Here is a 17,343-nt window from a genome sequence, read left to right as displayed (position 1 = left end):
GGCCCACCGCGCCGCGCGGCGGCCCACCCGTCGGCGCCGTGCCTTCCGCCGTCGTGCCCCGGCCCCGTTCCGCGCTGTTCGTGGTCACATTACCGCCGGGGCGCCGACGCGAACCGCCCCGGAGCGCACCCGGTCCGGCACCACTGGTGTTCCCCCTCGACGGCCGTCCGGCGTTCCGGGCCGAGAGCCCGCCGGGCCGCCCTGCGGGAACACGTCTGGACCGCGGCGTCGCGCCGGCGCCCCCGTCCGGGCGGCCGAACTCCGCCACGCCCCGAGGGATGTCAACCGGCGGATATCGGATCGCCGACAGTCCGAAACAGTCGGCAACTATCGTCCCGCCGCACGTGCGCGTACCGAAGGTCGGGGGCAGTCGGGGGCGGATGGTCCGGCCGGACGGCGCCGGCACCGGGGACGCGCCCGCCGGAGGAGTCCCGAGCGGAAGGACGGGCGAGATGCGGATGCCACGGCCGAGCGCGGCGTGGGCCGGGACGCTGAACACCGACGCGCGGGGATGCGGCTCCGTCCGCGAGGTGATCCTGCGCGAGGTCAAGAGGGTCATCCTGGACGGCGCGGCGGCGCCGGGCTCCCCTATCCCCGTCGACGAGGTCGCCGCGCACTACCAGGTGAGCCGGATCCCCGTCCGCGAGGCGCTGATGAGCCTGGTCGGCGAGGGGCTGGTCGTGCACCGCGCCCGCGGTGGCTACACGGTCGCGGCGCTCACCCCGGCGGAGATGCGCGAGTTCTACGTCGTGCGGGAGGTGCTGGAGGCGGCGGCGCTGACGGCGGCGGTGCGGCAGGCGACCGCCGAGGACGACGCCCGGGCGCTCGCCGCGCACGAGGCGATGGCACTGGCGGTCGAGACGGGCGACTCGCGCGGCCACCACCGGGAAAGCCGCCGCTTCCACCTCGCGCTGGTCGGTCCCGCCGGGATGGCCCGGCTGGAGCACATGTATGTCTCGGCCTGGAACGTCACCGAGCCCGTGCGGCCGATGGACTACGCGTCCAGGGACGCCGTCGAGGCGCTGGTCACCGACCACGAACGAATGCTGCGCGCCTTCGTCGCCCGCGACGTCGGGGCTCTGCTGGCCGCCTCCCGCGCGCACCATTCCCGCCTGCAGACCGTCGTCGCCGCGCTCCCCGACGAATCGGCCCGTTTCCCCGCTTGAGGCTGGCGGTGCGCCACAGACCTCCCAGATCGCTTACCTTCCAGATCGCTTACCTCCCAGATCGGCTCCGCCGATCCGGCAGGGACCCTGTCGCCGATCCGGCAGGGATCTGTCGCCGATCCGGCAGGACCCGGGCGCCGCGCTGATGCGCCGTCACCATCGTGGCCGGCGCCCCGGCGCCGGTGGACAGTTGCCGACGCAGATATATCTCGCCGGTGACGGTGGCGAAACAGCAAGATCCTAGCCTGATTCCAGGCATGCCGGCCGCCCCGCCTGACCATCCCCACACGTCCGAACACCGGTCCCCTGAGCGGGTTTCCGCCTTCCTTTCCCAGTTCCGCCGGCCGCCCCGGAAATCCGTGCGCGGGCGGCTTCTCCGCGCGCCCACCCGCGGGGAATTCCGCCCCTCTACGGCCGGGCGGCGACCGAGATGACACGGAGACCCGCGGCGGGGACGCCACCAGACGCCAAGTAAGGAAGTGAGCGAGAATGAGCGAGCTCGCCGCGATTCCCGGCCCGCCGGGCGCGACCGCCGGACACGACGACCTGGCGGAGGCCGCGGGAATGCCCATCGGCGCGGGCCTTCTCAAGCCCGGGTACGACCCACGGCTGTCGAACGAGGACCTGGCCCCGCTGCGGAAGCAGACCTGGTCCTGGTACAACATCTTCGCGTTCTGGATGTCCGACGTGCACAGCGTCGGCGGGTACGTGACGGCCGGCAGCCTGTTCGCCCTCGGCCTCGCCGGCTGGCAGGTGCTCGTCGCGCTGGTCGTCGGCATCACGATCGTGAACTTCTTCTGCAACCTCGTCGCCCGGCCGAGCCAGCAGGCGGCGGTTCCCTACCCGGTGATCTGCCGGGCGCCGTTCGGTGTGCTGGGCGCGAACGTCCCGGCCATCATCCGCGGACTGATCGCGGTCGCCTGGTACGGCATCCAGACCTACCTCGCCTCGGCCGCGCTCAACGTCGTGCTGATCAAGCTGTGGTCGGGCCTCACCCCGTACGCCGATGTCGACCAGCACGGCTTCCTCGGCCTGTCGACGCTCGGCTGGATCACCTACGCGGTGCTGTGGGTGCTGCAGGCGGCGGTGTTCTGGACCGGCATGGAGACGATCCGCCGGTTCATCGACTTCTGCGGCCCGGCGGTCTACGTCGTCATGTTCGCGCTCACCGGCTACCTCATCTACAAGGCCGGCTGGGGCGAGCTGTCGCTGAACCTCGGCGGGGCCAGGAAGGGCGGCGACTCGACGTTCTCCCTGATGCTCGGCGCGATCGCGCTCGTCGTCTCCTACTTCTCGGGCCCGATGCTCAACTTCGGCGACTTCTCCCGCTACGGGAAGAACTTCGGCTCGGTGCGCACCGGCAACTTCCTCGGCCTGCCGGTGAACTTCCTGCTGTTCTCCCTCCTCGTCGTCTTCACCGCCTCGCTGACCGTCCCGGTGTACGGCGAGCTCATCACCGACCCGGTGGAGACCGTCGCCCGCATCGACTCGACGACGGCGATCGTCCTCGGCGCGCTGACCTTCACCATCGCCACCATCGGCATCAACATCGTGGCGAACTTCATCTCCCCCGCGTTCGACTTCTCGAATGTCAGCCCGCAGCGGATCAGCTGGCGCGCCGGCGGCATGATCGCCGCGGTCGGCTCGTTCCTCATCACGCCGTGGAACCTCTACAACAACCCGGATGTCATCCACTACACGCTGGAGACGCTGGGCGCCTTCATCGGCCCCCTGTTCGGCGTGCTGATCTGCGACTTCTACCTGATCCGCAAGAAGGTGGTTGTCGTCGACGACCTGTTCACCCTCAGCCCGCGCGGCACCTACTTCTACCGCAAGGGCGTGAACCCGCCCGCGGTCATCGCGACCGCCGTCGGCGCCGTCATCGCCGTCATCCCCGTGGTGGTCCCCGACTCGGCGGTCGGCTGGATGGGCACGGCGGCCCAGTACAGCTGGTTCATCGGGATGGGGCTGGGCTTCGTCGTCTACTACCTGCTCGCTAGCCGCTCGCCGATCACCGCGACGTCACTGCGGCCGGCGGGCGACCCCGCCCTCGACGCCGCCGCCGCCACCGCCACCGCCACCGCCACCGCGAGCATCCCCGCGCAGCCGGCGCCGAACGCGGCGCCGGTCACGCCCGAGGCGTAGCCGCCCCCGATGCCCACGACGCAGGAAGAGCAGCCCGCCCTGACCCTGGGGGCCGTTCCCGCGGCCGGGACACACCCCGCGGCCACGACGGGCCTGGCGGCGATCCCGACCACCCCGGCCGGGCCGCTCATCCGGCTCATCAACGCGAACACCTCGCGGGCGATGACCGAACTGATCGGCACCAGCGCCCGGCAGGTGGCCGGGCCGGGCACCCGGGTCGAGGCGACCAGCCCCGCGATGGGGCCGGCGTCGATCGAGAGCCACTACGACGAGGCGCTCGCCGTGCCCGGCGTGCTGGCCGAGATCGCGCGCGGCGAGGCGGCGGGGGCGGCCGGTTACGTCATCGCCTGTTTCGGCGACCCGGGCCTCGACGCGGCCAGGGAACTGGCCCGCGGCCCGGTGGTCGGGATCGCCGAGGCCGCGATGCACGCGGCGAGCCTCCTCGGCCGGTCGTTCAGCGTGGTGACCACGCTTGCCCGTTCCCGCGGCCGGACGTGGGACCTGGCCGACCGGTACGGTCTGCGGGCGCTGTGCCGCGGCGTCCGGGCCTGCGAGGTGCCCGTACTGGAACTGGAGACCGATCCACTGGCGAGCGCGAAGATCCTCGCGGAGTGCCGCGCGGCGGTGGCCGACGACGAGGCGGAGGTGATCCTCCTCGGCTGCGCTGGCATGGCCGACCTGTGCCAGACGCTCACGGCGGAGCTCGGTGTCCCCGTCATCGACGGCGTGGCCGCCGCGACCGTCCTCGTCGAGGGCCTGATCCGCCTCGGCCTGGTCACCAGCCCGCGCGGCGAGTACGCCACGCCGCCGCCCAAGCCCTACACCGGTCTGCTGGCGCAGTTCGGCGTCGCCGCGCAGCCGTCCCACTGACGCCATGGCCCCCTCGGCTCCCGCCCGGCCACCGGGCGGGGCCGAGGGCTGTCGGGCCGTTCCCTCCCGGGACCGCGGCCGGGCGTCACGCGCCGGCCTGGCCGACCAGATCGGCGCTGGGCTCGACAGGGACAGCCGGCTCGGCGAGGGCGGCCGGCTCGGCAGGGGCCGCCGGCTCAGCGGCGGACATCGGCCCGGCGGGAACGGCGGGCTCAGCCGGCTCAGCACGCTCGGTGGGGGCGTCGGCGACGACGACCGGCGCGTCGACGATCCAGGCGCGCAGGTGGGCGACCTCGTCGGCGGACAGCTCCATCCGCGCGTTCTGGCACAGGACGATGGCGTTGTCGGCGAACGCGCAGGCCAGTGTGCCCGCGTCGTCGCCCGGGCGCGGCGGGCGGCCGGCGTAGAGCAGACCGTTGAGGACGAAGTTCACCGCGCCCCGGCCGACGTGCTCACCGCGCTCGGCGCATCGGTCGCGGACGGCGCGCGAGGTGCCGGTGCGGCTGAAGCCGTGCTCGGCGACCTCGGCGGCGAGCTCCTCGAACAGCGCCCGGAACTCGCGCGCGGACAGCCGCGGAATGTCGGTGACCTGCGAGATCCGGTTGACGAGGTCCAAGCGCGGGCCGTCCTGGTCGGGCTGGCCCGCGCCGGAGGTCTGGCCGCTGGGCGGGGGGCTGTGCCTGCGCGGGTCGTAGATGTACTCCGGCGCGGCGGAGATCGCGAGCCCCGGCAGGTCGGCCTGGGCGAGCAGCTTCTTGAACGAGCCGGTGCCCGCCCAGCCGTCGGTGACGTCCTGGCCGAGGTCGGCGCGCACCAGCTGGGCGGCCGACGCCAGCGTGATCGGCCGGTCGGACGCGGCGACCAGTCCGCCGACCTTCGCGGCGATGACGCGGCGCAGCTGGCCGTCGTACTGGCCGTTCGGCGGTGCCGGAATCGGTACGAACCCGGGGAGGGCCGGATGCGTCGGCACTGGCGGGTGCGTCGGCACCGGCAGCGACGCCGGGGAGTGCGGGGGCGATGCGGGCGACGGCCGCGGGGACGCGAGGTAGCGCGGGGGCACCGATAAGTGCCCCGTGGTGACGTCGGTGGACGTGGATAAGGACCGCACGGGGCCGTCAGCGTGGGATTCCCACTGCCTGTCGGGCACCGCGCCGGCGCCGGCCGGGTTGCCGGCCGCCGGGTCGCTCGCCGGCCGGTCCGCGGCGGATGGGGCGGGGTCCGCCGCCTCGGGTGTCGCCTGGCCAGCGTGGACGAGCGCGCCCGCCTCGCCCGGATGCACCGCCATGCCCGGCGGACTGGCGACATGGCCGGCCGCGTGGCCGACCCCGTTCAGCGCGGGGGTGGCGTCGTGGCCGTAGCCATGCGTACCGCTGTAGCTCTGTGTACCGCTGTAGCTCTGTGTACCGCTGTAGCTCTGTGTACCGCTGTAGCCATGCGCGCCGCCGTTGCTGCTGAGCGGCCGGGAGTCGGCGGACAGCGCCTCGTCGATAAACGCGTCCTCGCCGACCACGTGGTCGCAGGCCGCGCGGAACGCCCGGGCCGACGGCCCACTCGTGATGATCACCGTTCGGCGGTCGTGGGCGCGCAGTCGAAGCATGACCGGGGTGTAGTCCGCGTCGGCCGACAGCAGGATGACTTCGTCGAACCGGGTCGGATGAACGAGGATGTCCAGAACATCGATGACGATGTGAATGTCGGCCGAGTTCTTCCCCGCGGCGGTGAGCGGCGGGCAGTCGACGACGTGGAAGCCCGCCCGCGTGAAATAGGCTCGGTAACGGGCCGAGCTCACCGGGTTGAGATAACAATACCGAATAAGAAGATCGCGGCGGAAGTCGTCCGATGCCAGTGCGGGATAGCCGAGCTTCTCCAGCCAGCCGAGCCAGCCCTGCGGATTGACCGCGAACCGGTTGGCGGCGGCGGGATCCAGCCGCTGGAGCCCCATGTGGATGTTCTCGAAGTCGACGAACAGGGCGCTGCGGACCCGTAACGGGCCCTGCTGTCCCTCACCCACCGCGTTCATGTCGGCCATCGTGCCGGATCGGGGCGCGCCAACCAAGTATCGCGCGCCGATCGAGGGAACCACCCGTACGAAGATCACATAAAGTGATCGATCGAAAGCTCTACGTCCCGCCCGAACGTCCCGGCCGCTTGGTCACCCTCCGATGCCTGCCAACGGTAACGAGGAGAACACATCCGACCAGCCCCGCCGTCGCACGGCCAACCAGCGGTGTCCTCCCCGACTCACCGCCCCCGCCGACGGCCGCGGGGGCGCCGCCACGGCTGGGGCCCCCGCCGAGCGGACACCTACCCGATCGGGCACCCGTCGGGCCGCGCAGCCCGCCATCCCGGCGCCGACCGCGCCGCGACGCCACATACCGTCACCGGGCCCCGCCGCTCAGGCGGCTCTGCCTACCTATCCGGCGTGGTCGGCGCGGTCCCCGCGCGCAAACGCCGCCATTTGCCGGTTTCCCCGACCCCGGCTATCGTCGCCTCCACACCGCACCCCAGGGCGCGCACCTGACAACCGACGGCCTGGTGTGGCGCGATGTTTGTCCAGCGAGATATCTGTCCGGCGCGACGGCCGTCAGGCGCGCCATTCCCCACCACCTGGCGTTCCACCGTTTCGCGCGACGCGCCGGGGCGCCGCCATGCCGAGGCCGCGCCTATCGCCCGGGTTACGCGCCGCGGCCCGATTTCAGGTTTCAGCCAACGGCTTTCCCCGTCCGCCTCGCCGCCGTTGTCAAACCCACGGCGATCCACATCTCTGTCATCACCCCACATACCCGGCGTCCGCACCAGTACCCCACCCAGCGTCGAGCGGGACGCGCCACGGACCGCTTGGCGGCCCCACCCGCCACGTCCCAGCCAGTCCCCGAGGAGCCGCGATGACCAATGACCGTGCCCGCGCCCCTGAGCCAGGCGGCACGCAGCTGCTCTGGCTGGTCGCCGTCGCCGCCGGCTGCCTCCTGACCTGGGCGGCCTGTGCCGGCGTCGGCGCTCCGTCCTACCGCACCTGTGCCGCGGCGGCCCCCGCCGCCCACGCTCCCCAGCCTGCCGCCGCGCGGGCGGCGGCGCCCGGCCCGGCCGCCGAAGACCCCGCCTTTGCCTGCGGCCCCGCCAGCTGACGCCGCCCCTGCCCTGGCACGGGCCCGCCCTGCGCTGGCAGGCGCCCTCCCTGACACGCGTGCCCGCGGGGCCACGCGCCGGGACGCCCCTCAGTGATCCTGGGGACAACGGCCGCCGGGCGTGCGAAGGAAGATCATTTTCGCACGCCCTTTGGCCCTCTAGTGATCCTGGGGACAACGGCCGCCGGGCGTGCGAAGGAAGATCATTTTCGCACGCCCTTTGGCCCTCTAGCGTTGTGCGGGCCGGGAGCGGCGGTCCGTGAGGGAACGGCCGGGCTGGGCGCGGGCGACGAAGCGGCCGTCGAGGCGCGCGACCCGGATCGGGTGGCCGAAGCAGGCGCTCACCCGGTCGGTGGTCAGCACCTCGTCGATGTCGCCGGAGGCGACCACCTCGCCGGCCCGCAGCAGCACGGCGTGCGTGGAGCTCGCCGGGATCTCCTCGAGGTGGTGGGTGACGAGGACGCTCGCGAGGTCGGGGTGCTCGGCGCGCAGCTCGTCCAGCCCGGTGAGCAGCTGCTCACGGGCGGCCACGTCCAGGCCGGTCGTCGGCTCGTCGAGGAGCAGCAGCCGGGGGCGGGGCATGAGCGCGCGGGCGATCAGCGCCCGCCCGCGCTCGCCCTGCGACAGGTCCGGCCAGCGCGCGTCCCGGAGGCCATCGATACCAAGCAGGTCGATCAGCTCGTCGGCGTCGCCCTCCTGTTCGGCGGACGGCGTCCAGCGGGGAACGAGGTCAATCGTGCTCGTCGCACCGGTGAGGACGACTTCACGTACCGTCAGCGGCGACAGCAGCGGGTGGCGCGGGTTGACGTGCCCGATGTCGGCGCGCAGCGTGCGGACATCGACCTTGCCGAGCTGGCGGCCCAGCACGCGCACCGTGCCGCGTGTCGGGTGGTTCACGGCGCCGAGCAGGCCCAGCAGGGTGCTCTTGCCCGCCCCGTTCGAGCCAAGCAGCGTCCAGTGCTCCCCTGCCCGCACGGTCAGGTCGAGCCCGCGCAGCAGGTACCGCCCGCCCCGCACCAGGTCGACGCCCTCGGCGCGCAGCACCTCCACCGGCGCCGTGCCCGTCCCATCCACTGTCTGCCACCTCCGCCTCGCCACCACGGGGGCGGCTCTTCTGCCCTGACTCCTCCGCGGGGTCCCCGCCGATTGGCTCAATGGTCGCGTGAGGGTGAACGTTCCGGCGCGAGCCAAGCCCTCGAGTAGCCAATCGGTGGGGAAGGCACGACCCTACCCAGCCCTCCGCCGAGCCGCGGTGTCCGCCGCCCGACGTCCAGCACGTCGGCGGTCCACCCCACCGGCTGTGCCCGACGGCGTCACAGCCGGACCGCGTGGCGTTCCAGGTGGGCCAGCACGGTCTGGTTCGCGGCCCAGCCGTCGGGGAAACGGACCGGCTCGTGCAGGTGGACGGGCTCGCCGGACGGGTGGGTGTCGAGCAGGTCGCGGATGCCGGCGCGGGCGACGACGACGCACGCCTGGCGGTGCCGCGACGCCAGCACGCACAGCCGGCCGGCCTCGAGGTGGAACGCCGTCGCGTCCCGGCGGCCCGACAGCGGGTGGAGCACGACCGTCACGTCGTACTCCCGGCCCTGCAGCCGGTTGGCGGTGTCGACGACGACACCCGGCAGGTCGTCGCCGAGCGCGGCGCGCACCGCCGCCGCCTGGTCGCGGTGAGCGGTGCCGATCGCGATCCGGCTCGCCGTCACCGGATGCTCCTCGCCGCCGCGGTCGAGCGAGCGGGCCACGGCGCCGCGGGCCACCAGCCGCCGGGCGACGTCCGCGACCGCGCGCACCGCTTCGGCGTCGGTCCGCAGGGTGTGCCGGGCGGGCAGCTCCAGCAGTCCCCATCCGGTCGCCGCCGCCATGTCCAGCACGTCGTCGACCGCTCCGGCCGGCGCGCGGCCCAGCGTCCCGCCCGAGCCGCCAGGGCGGGCACGCGCCGTGCCGGGGCCAGCCGCGCCGGGGCGGGACGTGCCGGTGAAGGTGAGCAGACGATCGCCCGGTCCGTTGCCGGTCTGGAAGCCGGTGAACGGGTAGAACGCGTCGGCGACGACCCGCTCCGCGCTGCGCGGCAGCCGCCACGACACCGGCAGCCGGTGCACGGGCAGGTCCGGGTTGCTGCGCAGCAGAACGGCGACGGCACTCTGCATCGGGTCCCACGTCAGGCCGCGCCAGCGGTCGTTGTCGACGGTGGAGAACGGGTCGAGCTGGCCGGGGTCGCCGACGAACAGCGCCTGCTCGAACAGCCTCGCGATCGCCAGCAAGGCGTCCGAGCGCATCTGGTAGGCCTCGTCGACGATCGCCCACCGCCAGGCCCGGTCCTTCACGTAGGCCCACTTGGCGGCGGTCGCGACGACGAGGTGCGGATCTCCCAGCGTCCTGAGGTCGCTGCCGACGGCGACGTTCGGCAGCCCGTCGATCCGCGGCGGTGGGACGTAGCCGGCGCGGCCGAGCCGGCCGACCCGCGCCTCGGGCGCCTTGTCGGCGAGGTCCGCGGCGAGCCGCTCGACGAGGTCGTCGACCTGCTCGTTCGTCTGCGCGACGATCATCAGCGGCTCGTCGGCCAGCGCGAACTCGGTCGCGGCCCGCACCACCAGCGTCGACTTGCCGGCCCCCGGCGGCGAGTCGACGACCACTCCCCGGTGCCGCCGCGACCGCAGGTCCGCCAGGATCGCGTCCGTTACCCGCGCGGCCAGGGCCGCCGGCGAGTCGCGCGGACCGGGCCGGACGGTCAGCATGCCCGGGTCCCCTTCCGAGGCGTCGGCGGCACCCGCGCGGCGGCGCTCGCCGCATCTCGGGTTCGCTCCGTCGCCGCACTCGCTCCGGCCGTCACGCCCAGGTCTCCTCGGCGTCGCCGTCGGTAGGCTCATAGGGTGTCGGCGGCCCGCCGTGGGTCCAGGGAGTGTCCTCGGGCGCGGGCAGCGCGGCGGAGAACGCGCCGTCCGGCAGCACGCTGGTGTAGCTGATCACCTCGTCCATGTCCGGGACACTGCCCGGCGGCGGCACCTTCGCCCGCCCCATCCCGCCGCTGAGCTCCAGCGACACCAGCAGCCCGTCCGCCGCCGGCTCCAGCGACATGATCACCCCGGTCTGGCCGACCCGCGCGGGTGAGCAGACCTTCGTACCGATCGGGAGCCGGACCGGGTCCACCGTGACCACCTCGACGAGGGGCCTGGTGACGAGCGTTCCGCGCTCGTTCGCGATCCGGCGGTCCCGTTCGGCGGCGACCACCGTGCCTACGAAGGCGTCGCCGGTCACCCGTTGGTTCGCGAGCACCAGCGGGTCGTCAAAGGCCTGGTCGGCCTCGTACGCGGCGAGCTCTCGCTCCAGCACGGCGAGGCGGCGGGCCGCGGCGACCGCGCCGTCGCGTCGCGCCTGCGGCAGCCCGCCGTCCTCGTCCCGCAGGTAGGCGTAGTAAGAGGTGAACCGCGTCCTGTCCTGCTCCCAGCGCCGCGGCACGGACGCCGCATCCGGCAGCTCGCGCAGCCGCCGCACCGCCCGCCACATCAGCCGCCACGTCGGCTCGATCTGCCCGCGCACCGCGCGCTCGACCTCGTCCCGGGCGCGCAGCCACGACTGAACCGGCGCGTCGGGCGCCCCCGGCCACACCCGCGCGGCACCGAGGTCCGCGGCTCGGAAGCGGCTGTCGATCACGTCCGGATCCGCCAGCAACGGGTCGGGAGCGCCGGCGAGCCCTGCCTGCTCCCGCAGCAGCGCGATCGCCTCGTCGTATGCCGCGATGGCGGGCGCGAGCACCCGGTTGTCGAACTGGGGGTCGGTCGTCGGACCCGCCGGCGGCCAGGTCCGCGGGTCCTCGGCCAACCGGGCGGCCTCGGGGCCGGACAGGCCGTCCGGCGGGTCGATCCAGGCCATCAGCGCGGCAAGGTTCGCGTCCTCCAGCGCGCTCTGGCCGGTCGCCCAGTGCAGCGTGAGCGCCTCCGTCATCGCCACCAGCGCCGACGAGCCCGGATGCTCGGCCCGCTGGGCGAGGAAGGTGAGCCACCGGCCCAGCAGCGGCACCCCGGCCGGAACCGCGTACTCCCCGAGTGTCGAGCGAAACCGCGTGGACCGGCCGAACAGCCGCGCGAACTCGACGCCGGCCCGGTTGGGCACCAGCACCTGGGGCGCGTCGAGGAACCGCTCCGGCCCGGTGGCTTCCGCCGCCGCCAGCGCGTCCTCGTCGGCGCGCAGGTCTCCGTCGGCGGCGCCGGCGGTCCCTTCGGGCCCGGCCGCGACCGCCGCACCGCCGGCACCACCCGGTGAGGACGAGGGACTGCCGGACAGGAGGCTGTCGGGCAGAGGCCTACCGGCTGGCTGCCTCGGCGTCCTCGGTGGTTTCACCGGCTCGCTGCCCGCGGCCGCGCACCGCTCGACGTAACCGAGGAGAAGGTCCCCGAGCAGGCCGGCGAACGCGAACCGCAGATCGCGGTCGCGCGGCTGTGGGACGACGAGCAAGGTCCCGCTGAGCTCGTCGGTGCCGGCCATGGCCGCGAGCGGCGCGTTCGCCTCGCCGGCCATCCTCAGCGGCACCAGCACCAGTGGCGCCTCGGCGAGGTGGATGTGCCGAACCGACGCGACCGGCTGGGCGAACCCGGTCCGCACCGCCAGCGCCCGCGCGTACGCGCCGATCACGCTCATCCAGCCGCCCCGCCCGCGGGCGTCTCCGGCATGGCTCCGAGCGCCTCGGCGTAGACCCGCGCGGTGGTCCGCAGCATCGCCGCCGACTCGGCCTGGTCGTCGTCGGGTGTCGCCGTCCCGTGCGCGAGCCCGAGCGCTTCGGCGACGGTCTCCACCCCGCCCAGCTCCTCCCGGACGCCGATCCCCAGTGCGGCGGTGCGCCCCGAGGCCTCCCGCCGGCAGAAGAAGGCCAGCTCGCAGGTCGACAGGCACCCGGGCGCGTAGCGCGCCGTCACCCGGCCGAGTGCCGCCGTCAGCGCGTCCACCGCCATCACCGGCGTCCCGGCACCGTCCTGCCCGAGATCGAGCGCCAGGTCGTCCGGCAGGGCGTCGAGCAGGGTGTCGATCCGCGTCAGTCGCGCGAGCTGGTGCTCCAGCACGATGAGCTGGCGACGGACGTCGAGGCGCACCGCGACCGGCACATTGGAGAAGTCCTTCGGGCAGACGAGCACCACCTCGTGCGAGACGGCGTCGTCGCGGCCGAGCAGCCGGCGCAGCGCCAGGACGTAGACGGCCGACTGGACCGCCGCCGCCGCGACCTTCTCCGCGTCCGCCTGCCCGTCGATCACCGGGAACGACTTGATCTCGACGACGTGGAACGCTCCGCCGTGCTGGAACGCCACCAGGTCGGGCTCGAGGTAGACCGCCTGCCCGGCCACCTCCAGCCGCAGGAGCGGATGGTCGAACAGGGCCCCGTCCGGGTTGCCCTCGCCGCCCGGGTTGCCCTCGCCGTCCTCGCCGCCCGGCGCGCGGGTCAGCCGCTCCCGCGCCGCGACGTGCCGGGCGTCCAGGCCTTCCCCGGAACCGTCCGCGCCGAGGTCGGTGTACGCCGCGTCGCGCAGGTCCAGCGCGAGCAGGTCGCGCAGCAGCCGCAGCAGCTCGGCGCAGCCGTCAGCCTTGACCTGACGCTCGAACGCGTTGCCTCGCACGATCGCGAACCGCGACTGACCGAACGCCGCCGGGAAGCCGACCCGCTCCGCGAGCCGTTCCTTGTCGACCCCAGCGGCGTCCAGCACCGCCCGCCGCGCGCACCCCGGATTGCTGGTCAGCGCCGCGATCGTCCGCGCGTTGTGCCGCCGCGGCGGCTCGGATCCGCGGATGCGGGACAGCCGCGCCTCGGTCTTCCCCTCGTGCCGCATTGGCCGCCCTCCGCGCGCCGACGCCAGCCTCGGCGCCGCCCTGCTCCGTCAGACCTGATCCTGACGGATACCGCGCCATGGCCTGCGCACGGCCCGCCCGCACGGCGATCGTCGCCGATCCGGTTTCGAGCCCGGTCATCGCCATGGCGCCGGGTCGCGGCCCATCCAGCCGGCGAGGCGGCTGGCCGGTCGTCGGTGGCCGCGGCGAGGTCGAGGGTCGTCATCGGTCGTCTCCTCCAGGTTCTTGGGACCGGGACGACGCCACGTTAGTTACACTGCGACATTAGGTACCTAGAGGAAACTATCGGGAGTGCGGCGCATGACATCCGAAGCCACGGCGGCGCCGACCCTGGCGTCCTGCCCGATCACCCCCGTGGTCGACATCGTCTTCAGTCGCTGGACCACGCCGATCCTGTGGCAGCTCAACACCCACGGCCGCCAACGCTTCAGCGACCTGCGTGCGCTGGTCGGCGGCATCACCCCGAAGGTGCTCACCCAACGCCTGCGCCAGCTCGAGCGCGACGGCCTGGTCTCCCGCACGATGTATGGCGAGATCCCCCCACGCGTGGAGTACGAGATCACCGACCTCGGCCGCAGCCTGGCCCCCGTCTTCGCCTCCCTCGTCACCTGGTCCACAGGCCATCTCACCGAGGTCGACACCGCACGCGAGGAGTACGACCACAGCGACAAGCCACTCCCGTGACCCGGACGCCACCTCGCCGCGACGAGCGATGATCTCGCCCCATCCCACTGGCCGGCACGGCGATGAGTTCGATGTAGTCAGGTGGGTGCCGGCGGAGCAGGCAGAGTTGGTGCCCGGCTACCCCGGCAGCCGCAGCGCCGATGACGTTGGCCGAGTTCCCTCACGCCAGGTGCCTGGTGAACCAGTCGGCGATGTGGAATACGCCGCGGTCGATGGCCTCGAGATCGTCGTAGTACAGAGGCCCGCGGGCCTGGCGGACGTCAGGTCCCGGGAACCGGACCCTGGCCCGGCCTCACCAGACCGTGATCGAACGCGAACACCACGGCCTGTATGCGGTCACGTAGCCCGAGCTTGTCCAGGATCCGTCTGACGTGGGTCTTGGCCGTCGCCTCGCCGACGTGCAGCCGGGCGGAGATCTCCGCGTTGGACAGGCCTCGTCCCAGTAGGAGCAGCACCTCGTGTTCGCGCTCGGTCAACTTGTTGAGACGGTGGCGTATCTCGGGGCCGGGGCTTGCGGGAGTGGCCCGCGCGAACTCCGCCAGCAGGCGCCGGGTCACCGAGGGGCCGAGCAGAGCGTCGCCGGCGGCGAGGGTACGGATGCCCTCGATGAGGGCCTCCGGTGGGGTGCGCTTCAACAGGAACCCAGCTGCACCGGCGCGGATCGCGGCGAACACGTATTCGTCCAACTCGAACGTGGTGAGCACCAGCACACGAGGGACGCGCCCGTCCCCGGCGGCGTCGGCGTCGGCGTGGATGGCACGAGTCGCGGCGACGCCGTCCATCACCGGCATCCGCACGTCCATCAGGATGACGTCCGCTGCGCAGATCCGGGCTTGGCGCACGGCCTCGCGGCCGTCCCCGGCCTCACCGACGACGGTCAGGTCGGGCTGGGTGTGCAACATCATCCGGAGCCCGGCCCGCATGAGCTCCTCGTCGTCGGCCAGCAGAACGCGGATCACTCAGACCGCCTTCGCCGGGAGGCGGGCGCGCACCCGCCAGCCGGTGGGTTCGACCGGTCCGGCCTGGCAGGTCCCGCCGAGCCGGGCCACCCGTTCCCGCATGCCAACCAAGCCGCGGCCGCCGGCGCCATCCGGCAGCGGCGGCGTCGACGGCCGCTGTGACGGCGGGACCATGGTCGGCGTCGGCGCGGCCGACGCGCGGGCACCATCGTCGACCACCTCCACCTCCACCTCCGCGTGCGTGGCGTCCACCGTCAGCGTGACCCGGACATGGGTGTCCGGCCCGGCATGGCGCAGGACGTTGGTCAGCGACTCCTGGACGACCCGGCGCAGCGTCTCCGCGGCGGCCCGGTCCAACCTGGCCTCCGATGGCCGCCCCACCGGTTCGGGGACGTCCAGGTCGACGGTGAGACCTGGCGGCAGCGCGGCGACCAGCGAGCGCAGCGAAAGGGAAGGGCGCCAGCCCGCGTCGTCCCCTTCGCGGCGGATGCGCGCTCCTCCCCGAAGGGGATCGGTAAGCGCCCCGCGGCCGACGTCCATGGTGCGGGACGTGAGCAGGACCAGAAGAGCGGCGGCGGCGATCACTCCCAGGTAGGGCAGCGCGGGGATGTACGGCGCCGAACCGGTCATCCCCGCGCTGAATGCTGTACTTGGCGAGCCAAATCCCCTGGCCGTGGTGTGCACGACCTGCGTGACCGCGCCGACGGCGTGCGGTCCAGCACCAGCCATGCCACGGCTGCCGGGCCCTTCCTGTGGATCTTCCGGGCGGTGCTCTCGGCGGATCCACCGACGCCGGTTCCCTTACACCACCAGTGATCATCAACACCCGCCCGACCGGCAGCGCTCATGATCATCGTGTCGTCACGAGAGGCATCTGTTGACGCCGACGTCGGAATCAAGTATTCACATGCAGCACCATGTTGCGACCGCCTGGTCGCTGCACGCTCAGTTCCATCGGCGAACCATCGGCGAACCCGTAGCGAGTCGTACCCGAACGAACAGGTGCCCGGGAGGCCTGCCCCTCAGCCAGTTACGCCTCGCAAACGGGTTTGGCGATCTTCGCGATGACACAACGTCCGACGACAAGGTGGGAAACATGTCGTATCCCTGGAGGCTGGCCGGGCGGCGATCGCCCGAGCAGCCGCTCCGGTCCGTCGCGTCCACGCAGTCGTCCACCCGCCCGACCGCGTTAAGGCTGGCTGGCGTCGCCGTCCTGGCCGCGAGCCTGGCCTTCGTCTCGGCCTGTGGCGGCGGCTCCGACGACAACGGCTCCACCACGACGGCGAGCGGCTCCGCCGGGTCCGAGGACATTCTCGGCCCCATCGCCAAGGCCACCGGCGCGGCTGTCAAGATCGGTGTGATCACGGACGGGGCCAGCCCGACCGCCGACCACACCAACGACAACAAGGTCGCCGAGGCCACCGCCAAGTACCTCAACGACCGCAAGTCCGGGATCGGCGGCCGGCCCATCGAGGTCACGATCTGTGAGACCCTCGGCGACTTGGCCAAGGCCGGCGACTGTGGCAACCAGATGGTCGAGAAGGGCGTCTCCGCCGTCCTCATCGGCACCTCCGGCGTCGTCGAGGCCGCCTGGAAGCCCCTGAACGACGCCAAGATCCCCGTCGTGTCCTACGGCTCGAGCGACCCCGGGCTGCTGGCCAGCCCGACGACCTTCACCCTGGGTGACCCGGAGTTCCCCGTGATCGACCTGCCGATCCAGGTCGCCAAGGACAAGGGCAACAAGAAGGTCACCGCCATCGTCATCGACGTCCCGGCAGCCCTGCACTCCGCCCAGGACATCGCGCCGCCGCTGTTCAAGAAGGCCGGCATCGGCTACGAGCTCGTCCGCGTCGCGCCCGGCACCGCCGACATGACGCCCCAGATGCAGCAGATCGTCTCGAACAAGTCGGACGAGGTCTTCATCATCGGCAACGACTCGTTCTGCATCAGCGCCATGAACGGCCTCAAGGCCGTCGGCTTCACCGGCACCATCAGCGCCATCTCCCAGTGCATCACCGACTCCACCCGCAAGTCGGTCCCCGGCGCCACCCTCAAGGGCATGGTCGTCAGCGCCACCGCCCCGCTCGGCCCGGACAGCCCGTCGATGCAGCTCTACACCAAGGTCGCCGAGACCTACGGCAAGGACATCGACCTCAGCTTCCAGGACAGCATGATCATGTTTATGATCATGTCCGGCTTCCAGGCGTCCCTGGACGGCCTCACGGGCGACGTCACCCCGGCGACCATCACGGCCGCCATGAAGGCGATGAAGGAGACCGAGGTTCCCGGCGGCGCCGGGCTGAAGTTCCGCTGCAACGGCAAGGCCTACCCGGCCACTCCGGCCGTCTGCGTCCGCGGCGGCCTGACGACGACCCTGGACAGCAAGGGCCAGCCCGCCGAGTACAAGGTCCTCGGCAACACCCCGATCGAGGGCTAGCACGCCCCGCCCGACATCGATCCACCCATCAGTGATCCTGGGGACAACGGCCGCCGGGCGTGCGAAGGAAGATCATTTTCGCACACCCTTTGGCCCTCTAGTGATCCTGGGGACAACGGCCGCCG

General features: G+C 72.8%; 13 protein-coding genes. 6 read left to right on the top strand and 7 right to left on the bottom strand.

Annotation, left to right across the window (positions count from 1 at the left end):
* Window positions 1-452 precede the first annotated feature (452 nt).
* The 3 genes from BCD48_RS11885 to BCD48_RS11875 all read left to right on the top strand — a co-directional run bounded on the left by BCD48_RS11885 (window position 453) and on the right by BCD48_RS11875 (window position 4,181).
* Complete coding sequence (locus tag BCD48_RS11885) at window positions 453-1,166, top strand: GntR family transcriptional regulator (RefSeq protein ID WP_083418515.1); 714 nt, start codon at window positions 453-455, stop codon at window positions 1,164-1,166.
* A gap of 489 nt (window positions 1,167-1,655) precedes the next feature.
* Entirely contained in the window at window positions 1,656-3,311 is a 1,656-nt protein-coding gene (locus tag BCD48_RS11880; protein ID WP_071048416.1) for an NCS1 family nucleobase:cation symporter-1, read from the top strand.
* 9 nt (window positions 3,312-3,320) lie between these two features.
* Window positions 3,321-4,181, top strand: coding sequence for an aspartate/glutamate racemase family protein (locus BCD48_RS11875; RefSeq protein ID WP_083418511.1), 861 nt, complete (start codon window positions 3,321-3,323; stop codon window positions 4,179-4,181).
* A gap of 85 nt (window positions 4,182-4,266) precedes the next feature.
* On the opposite strand, the gene BCD48_RS11870 is transcribed toward BCD48_RS11875, so the two are convergent.
* Window positions 4,267-6,201 (bottom strand): NYN domain-containing protein, encoded by a 1,935-nt coding sequence (locus BCD48_RS11870; protein WP_157910479.1) that lies wholly within the window; start codon window positions 6,199-6,201, stop codon window positions 4,267-4,269.
* Window positions 6,202-7,066: 865 nt separating this feature from the next.
* Between BCD48_RS11870 and BCD48_RS51190 the strand changes: the two genes are divergently transcribed.
* Entirely contained in the window at window positions 7,067-7,306 is a 240-nt protein-coding gene (locus BCD48_RS51190) for a hypothetical protein (RefSeq protein WP_071048414.1), read from the top strand.
* A gap of 228 nt (window positions 7,307-7,534) precedes the next feature.
* Here BCD48_RS51190 and BCD48_RS11860 read toward each other — a convergent pair whose 3' ends face one another.
* The 4 genes from BCD48_RS11860 to BCD48_RS11845 all read right to left on the bottom strand — a co-directional run bounded on the left by BCD48_RS11860 (window position 7,535) and on the right by BCD48_RS11845 (window position 13,119).
* Window positions 7,535-8,380 (bottom strand): ABC transporter ATP-binding protein, encoded by an 846-nt coding sequence (locus BCD48_RS11860; protein ID WP_071048413.1) that lies wholly within the window; start codon window positions 8,378-8,380, stop codon window positions 7,535-7,537.
* Between the two features lie 239 nt (window positions 8,381-8,619).
* Window positions 8,620-10,041: an AAA domain-containing protein gene (locus BCD48_RS11855; protein ID WP_071048412.1), complete on the bottom strand. Its 1,422-nt coding sequence runs from the start codon at window positions 10,039-10,041 to the stop codon at window positions 8,620-8,622.
* 91 nt (window positions 10,042-10,132) lie between these two features.
* On the bottom strand, window positions 10,133-11,941 hold the full coding sequence (locus BCD48_RS11850) for a hypothetical protein (protein WP_071048411.1): 1,809 nt from the start codon (window positions 11,939-11,941) through the stop codon (window positions 10,133-10,135).
* Complete coding sequence (locus BCD48_RS11845; RefSeq protein ID WP_071048410.1) at window positions 11,938-13,119, bottom strand: hypothetical protein; 1,182 nt, start codon at window positions 13,117-13,119, stop codon at window positions 11,938-11,940. The genes BCD48_RS11850 and BCD48_RS11845 overlap by 4 nt, the downstream gene beginning before the upstream one ends.
* Window positions 13,120-13,438: 319 nt before the next feature.
* Here BCD48_RS11845 and BCD48_RS11840 point away from each other — a divergent pair, with 319 nt between their 5' ends.
* Entirely contained in the window at window positions 13,439-13,822 is a 384-nt protein-coding gene (locus BCD48_RS11840) for a winged helix-turn-helix transcriptional regulator (protein ID WP_071048409.1), read from the top strand.
* A gap of 260 nt (window positions 13,823-14,082) precedes the next feature.
* Here BCD48_RS11840 and BCD48_RS11835 read toward each other — a convergent pair whose 3' ends face one another.
* Window positions 14,083-14,781: a response regulator gene (locus BCD48_RS11835; RefSeq protein WP_083418510.1), complete on the bottom strand. Its 699-nt coding sequence runs from the start codon at window positions 14,779-14,781 to the stop codon at window positions 14,083-14,085.
* Entirely contained in the window at window positions 14,782-15,510 is a 729-nt protein-coding gene (locus BCD48_RS11830; protein ID WP_083418509.1) for a sensor histidine kinase, read from the bottom strand.
* 367 nt (window positions 15,511-15,877) lie between these two features.
* Here BCD48_RS11830 and BCD48_RS11825 point away from each other — a divergent pair, with 367 nt between their 5' ends.
* Window positions 15,878-17,218: an ABC transporter substrate-binding protein gene (locus BCD48_RS11825; protein ID WP_083418508.1), complete on the top strand. Its 1,341-nt coding sequence runs from the start codon at window positions 15,878-15,880 to the stop codon at window positions 17,216-17,218.
* Window positions 17,219-17,343: the final 125 nt, after the last annotated feature.

This window comes from Pseudofrankia coriaricola, assembly GCF_001854805.1.
Lineage (GTDB): Bacteria > Actinomycetota > Actinomycetes > Frankiales > Frankiaceae > Pseudofrankia.
Note: the sequence above shows the minus strand (reverse complement) of the source record. Positions and strands in the feature narration are given on the sequence as shown.